At 72.7% G+C, this 4,824-nt stretch carries 5 protein-coding genes; 3 read left to right on the plus strand and 2 right to left on the minus strand.

The genetic code is table 11. From position 1 onward, the window contains the following. Positions 1-105: 105 nt before the first annotated feature. The gene (locus tag H5J33_RS23715) at positions 106-1,947 is read right to left on the minus strand and encodes a glycoside hydrolase family 15 protein (RefSeq protein ID WP_181796924.1); all 1,842 of its coding nucleotides are present in this window, start codon (positions 1,945-1,947) and stop codon (positions 106-108) included. 288 nt (positions 1,948-2,235) lie between these two features. On the opposite strand from H5J33_RS23715, the gene H5J33_RS23720 reads away from it, so the two are divergent. After that, positions 2,236-2,466, plus strand: coding sequence for a hypothetical protein (locus tag H5J33_RS23720; protein WP_181796925.1), 231 nt, complete (start codon positions 2,236-2,238; stop codon positions 2,464-2,466). A 68-nt stretch (positions 2,467-2,534) separates the two neighbouring features. Further along, positions 2,535-3,941: an FAD-binding oxidoreductase gene (locus H5J33_RS23725; RefSeq protein ID WP_181796926.1), complete on the plus strand. Its 1,407-nt coding sequence runs from the start codon at positions 2,535-2,537 to the stop codon at positions 3,939-3,941. A gap of 41 nt (positions 3,942-3,982) precedes the next feature. On the opposite strand, the gene H5J33_RS23730 is transcribed toward H5J33_RS23725, so the two are convergent. Further along, on the minus strand, positions 3,983-4,396 hold the full coding sequence (locus H5J33_RS23730) for an SsgA family sporulation/cell division regulator (RefSeq protein WP_181796927.1): 414 nt from the start codon (positions 4,394-4,396) through the stop codon (positions 3,983-3,985). Positions 4,397-4,630: 234 nt separating this feature from the next. On the opposite strand from H5J33_RS23730, the gene H5J33_RS23735 reads away from it, so the two are divergent. Then, positions 4,631-4,824: DUF2510 domain-containing protein (locus tag H5J33_RS23735; RefSeq protein WP_181796928.1), on the plus strand; the 194-nt coding region annotated here is incomplete at its 3' end.

A 4,824-nucleotide genomic window follows, 5' to 3' on the forward strand; every position in this document is an offset into this window, starting at 1 on the left:
GGCCCCGACGCTGTTGATGGCCCGTCAGCCGGCTGGTCGGCGCGCGCGGACCGGCTGTGGCACGGCGGTGGCGGCCGTTGCCGGGCCGGGACATGCCCGGGCTGCTCAGCCGAGGGCGCGGTCCAGGTTGAAGGCGGCGCTGATCAGGGACAGGTGCGTGAAGGCCTGCGGGAAGTTGCCCTGTTGCTCGCCGGTGCGGCCGATCTCCTCGGCGTACAGGCCGAGGTGGTTGGCGTAGGTGAGCATCTTCTCGAAGGCCAGCCGCGCCTCGTCGAGCCGGCCGGCCCGCACCAGCGCCTCGACGTACCAGAACGAGCAGATGGAGAAGGTGCCCTCGTCGCCGCGGAGGCCGTCGGGGCTGACCTTCGGGTCGTAGCGGTAGACGAGGGAGTCGGAGACGAGGTCCTCGGTGAGGGCGTCCAGGGTGGACAGCCACTTGGGGTCGGTGGGGGCGATGAACTTGGCGAGGGGCATCATCAGCACCGAGGCGTCGAGGACGTCGGCGCCCTCGTACTGGACGAACGCGCCCCGCCGGGCCGACCAGCCGCGGTCCATGATCCGCCGGTAGATGGCGTCCCGGGTCTGCCGCCAGCGGCGGTGGTCGGCGGGCAGCCCGCGGTGGTTGGCCAGCCGGATGGCCCGCTCGATGGCGACCCAGCACATCAGCCGCGAGTACAGGAAGTTCTTGCGACCGCCGCGGGTCTCCCAGACGCCCTCGTCGGGCTGGTCCCAGTGGTCGCACAGCCAGTCGACCAGGTGGCACAGGTCGTCCCACTGTCCGCTGGAGATGGGCTGCGCCCACTTGTCGTAGAGGTAGACCGAGTCGATCAGCGCGCCGTAGATGTCCAGCTGGAGCTGGCCGGCGGCGGCGTTGCCGACCCGGACCGGTGCGGAGCCGAGGTGTCCTTCCAGGTGGGGCAGCTCGCGTTCGGGCAGGTCGGCGCGGCCGTCGATGCCGTACATGATCTGCAACGGTCCCGAGGCGGCGCCGTCGCCGGGGCTGATGTGCGTGGTCAGGAACTTCATGAAGGCCTCGGCCTCGCCGCTGAAGCCGAGCCTGAGCAGCGCGTAGACGGCGAAGGCGGCGTCGCGGACCCACACATACCGGTAGTCCCAGTTGCGCTCGCCGCCGAGCTGCTCGGGCAGGCTGGTGGTGGGCGCGGCGACGATGGCTCCGGTGGGGGCGTAGGTGAGCAGCTTCAGGGTGAGGGCCGAGCGGTGGACCATCTCGCGCCAGCGGCCCCGGTAGCGGGACTGGTGCAGCCACCGGCGCCAGTAGGCGACGGTCGCGTTGAACTCGTGCTCCGCCTCGGCGTGGGCGCAGGCGCGCGGCGGCACCCGCGCGCCGAGCTGGTCGAGCGCGAACACCGCCGTCTCGCCCTCGGCCAGCTTGAACTCGGCCCGCGCGTCCCGGCCGTCGGTCTCCACGGAGACGGTCGAGGTGAGCGCCAGGGACAGCGCCGGGGACTCGAAGAAGACCATGTCGTCCTCGGTGCGCAGGACGTGCGGCGCGGCGCCGTAGTCGAAGCGCGGCGCGATCAGGGCGCGGAAGGGCACGGTGCCGCGCACGCACACCACGCGCCGGATCAGCCGGTGCCGGCTCACCTCGCACGAGCCGTCGCAGCCGACGGGCATGAAGTCCTGCACCTCGCCGACGCCCTCGTCGGTGAAGAACCGGGTGATGAGCACGTTGGTGTCGGGGAAGTAGAACTGCTTGGCGCGCGCGGGGACGGCGGCGGCCAGCTCGTAGCGTCCGCCGCGCTCGGCGTCGAGGATCGCCGCGAAGACGCTCGGGGAGTCGAAGGACGGGCAGCAGTACCAGTCGATCGTGCCGTCGGTGCCGACCAGGGCCACGCTGCGCAGGTCGCCGATGAGGCCGTGGTCGGCGATGGGCAGGTAGCGGGGGCGGGGGCTGGGGGCGTCCTCGGCGAACGGCGTCGCGGCCATCGGCGGCCTCCCGGTGAGCGGTGCGGGGCGTTTCTGTCCGCTTGCGGATGCCGGCCGGCTGCGGGCGTTCTCTCCGTTCGCGGGTGTCTCCCGGACGCGGGGCTTTCCCCGCATGCGGGATGTTTTCCAGCTTAGGAGGGAGTGGTTCGCCGTGGCGCGGGAACGCGCTCGGCACCCGCCCCCGGCGCCTTCCGGATGCAGGGTGCGCCGGAGCGGGCAATGGTGAGAGTGTGCCCCGTTCGGAGGCACCGGCACGGATGCGGTCATCCGGACCGAGGAGGAGGCATCATGTCGGCATCCACACCCGAAGAGTCCCGCGCGTCGGACGACGTCTGCACCCCGGACGCCCTGCTCCACTCCGCGCCCGCCGGGAACATCAGCCCCGAGGATCTGGTGATGGCGGCGGGCCGGGACGTCACGCCCAAGACCCTCGAGCCGGCGCGGCGCCGGCGGCTCGGAGATCAGGGACGTACCCACGCACTGCCGGTTCTCCATGGCGCTCACTGTGCGTCAATATGACGAGCACATCCGGGTGGCCCAAGGGCGGCGCGGGCGGGGTTCACACCGATGGCCGCGAGTGTCACGCTGTGATCATGAGCCGTATCGAAGCGCCCCGCGACGAGCACACCGGTAACCTCGCCGACCGGCTCCTGGCCGGCCTGCCGCCCGAGGCCGTCCTGACCGACCCCGACGTCACCGCCTCCTACGCCCACGACATGGCGAGCTTCTGCCCGGCCGGCCGGCCCGCCGCCGTCGTCCTGCCGCGCACCGTCGAGCAGGTCCAGCACGTCATGCGCACCGCCACCGAGCTGCGCGTCCCGGTCGTCCCGCAGGGCGCCCGCACCGGCCTGTCCGGCGGCGCGAACGCCACCGACGGCTGCATCGCGCTGTCGCTGACCAAGATGGACCGCATCCTGGAGATCAGCCCCGTCGACCGGATCGCCGTGGTGGAGCCGGGCGTCATCAACGCGGCCCTCTCCCGCGCGGTCGAGGAACACGGCCTGTACTACCCGCCGGACCCCTCCAGCTGGGAGATGTGCACCATCGGCGGCAACATCGGCACCGCCTCCGGCGGCCTGTGCTGCGTCAAGTACGGCGTCACCGCCGAGTACGTCCTCGGCCTGGACGTCGTCCTCGCCGACGGCCGTCTGATGTCCACCGGCCGGCGCACCGCCAAGGGCGTCGCGGGCTACGACCTCACCCGGCTGTTCGTCGGCTCCGAGGGCTCCCTCGGCATCGTCGTCCGGGCGGTCCTGGCACTGAAGCCGAAGCCGCCGCAGCAGCTCGTGCTGGCCGCCGAGTTCGCCTCGGCGACCGCCGCCTGCGACGCCGTGTGCCGCATCATGGCCGGCGGTCACGTCCCGTCCCTCCTCGAACTGATGGACCGTACGACGGTCAAGGCGGTCAACGACCTCGCGCACATGGGCCTGCCCGAGACCACCGAGGCGCTGCTGCTGGCCGCCTTCGACACCCCGGACCCCGCCGCCGACCTGGCCGCCGTCGCCGCCCTGTGCGAGGCCGCCGGCGCCACCGAGGTCGTGCCCGCCGACGACGCGGCCGAGTCCGAACTGCTGCTCCAGGCCCGGCGGCTCTCGCTGACCGCGCTGGAGGCGGTCAAGGGCACGACGATGATCGACGACGTGTGCGTGCCCCGCTCCCGGCTCGGCGAGATGCTGACCGGCGTCGAACGGATCGCCGCGAAGTACGGCCTCACCATCGGCGTGTGCGCCCACGCGGGCGACGGCAACACCCACCCCACCGTCTGCTTCGACGCCCGCGACCCCGAGGAGTCCCGCCGGGCCCGCGAGTCCTTCGACGAGATCATGGCCCTCGGCCTGGAGCTGGGCGGCACCATCACCGGGGAACACGGGGTCGGCGTGCTGAAGAAGGAGTGGCTGGCCCGTGAGCTGGGCCCGGTCGGGGTGGAGATGCAGCGGGCGGTGAAGCAGGCCTTCGACCCACTGGGCATCCTCAACCCGGGCAAGCTGTTCTGACCTTCCGGACTGGTGCGGCCGTCCGGTCCCCGGCATCCGGCTCACCGGGCGAGGAGCTGGTCGAGCGCGTCGTCGAGGCCCGGCTGACCGCCCTCCGCGCCCGGCGGCACCGCCCGCAGCGTCCGCTCCAGCCAGGCCGAGACCGGCGCGACGGGCGCCTGGAGCAGCGCGTCGCCGTCCGGCGCGCTCAGCGCCATCAGGACGACACCGCGCCCGTCCGACCTCCCCGGCCACACCCGCACGTCCCCGTGCCCGCACGGCCGGAACACCCCCTCCACCAGCAGCTCGCGGGCGAACGTCCAGTGCACCGGGTGCTCGGAGTTGATGTGGAAGGCGATGTGGACGGCGTAGGGGTCGTCGGAACGGTAGGTCAGCCGGGCCGGGACCGGGACGTTCTCCTCCGGCGACAGGACGAGCCTCAGCTCCAGCTCCCGCTCCACCACGGTGTGCCGCATGACGGTGTCTCCCTTCTGGTCGGGGTCCGCTCGGACCGGGCCCGTACCAGGGGAGAGCGGGTGGCGGCCGGAGCATTACGCCGGTCCGGGGAAGTTTTTTCCGCGCTCCCCGGAAGGCGGGCACGGCGTTGCCCGGAAAGGAGTGGGTCCCGCCGGACTGGCGCTGCGGGCTGCCCCGGTCTGATAGATGTGGAGGCCCCCATCCCACCCCCGAGCAGATACGGGACGACGGACATGAGCGCCCCAACCCCGGCACCCGGCGACGACAGGCCCCGCGAGGGCTACTACCCGGACCCGTCCATCCCCGGCTACGTCCGGTACTGGAACGGCGCCTCCTGGGTGCCCGGCACCAGCCGTCCGGCGCCGAAGGACGGAGAGCCGCTCGTCCCGCCCCCCGGCATCCGGCCGGCCGCCCCGGCCGTGGAGGA

This window comes from Streptomyces sp. WELS2, from assembly GCF_013870595.1.
Taxonomy (GTDB): domain Bacteria; phylum Actinomycetota; class Actinomycetes; order Streptomycetales; family Streptomycetaceae; genus Streptomyces.

Excerpts from the sequence above, each read along its gene's own strand:
- H5J33_RS23715 (WP_181796924.1), bottom strand. The coding sequence starts at position 1,947 with ATGGCCGCGACGCCGTTCGCCGAGGACGCCCCCAGCCCCCGCCCCCGC.
- H5J33_RS23720 (WP_181796925.1), top strand. The coding sequence starts at position 2,236 with ATGTCGGCATCCACACCCGAAGAGTCCCGCGCGTCGGACGACGTCTGC.
- H5J33_RS23730 (WP_181796927.1), bottom strand. The coding sequence starts at position 4,396 with ATGCGGCACACCGTGGTGGAGCGGGAGCTGGAGCTGAGGCTCGTCCTG.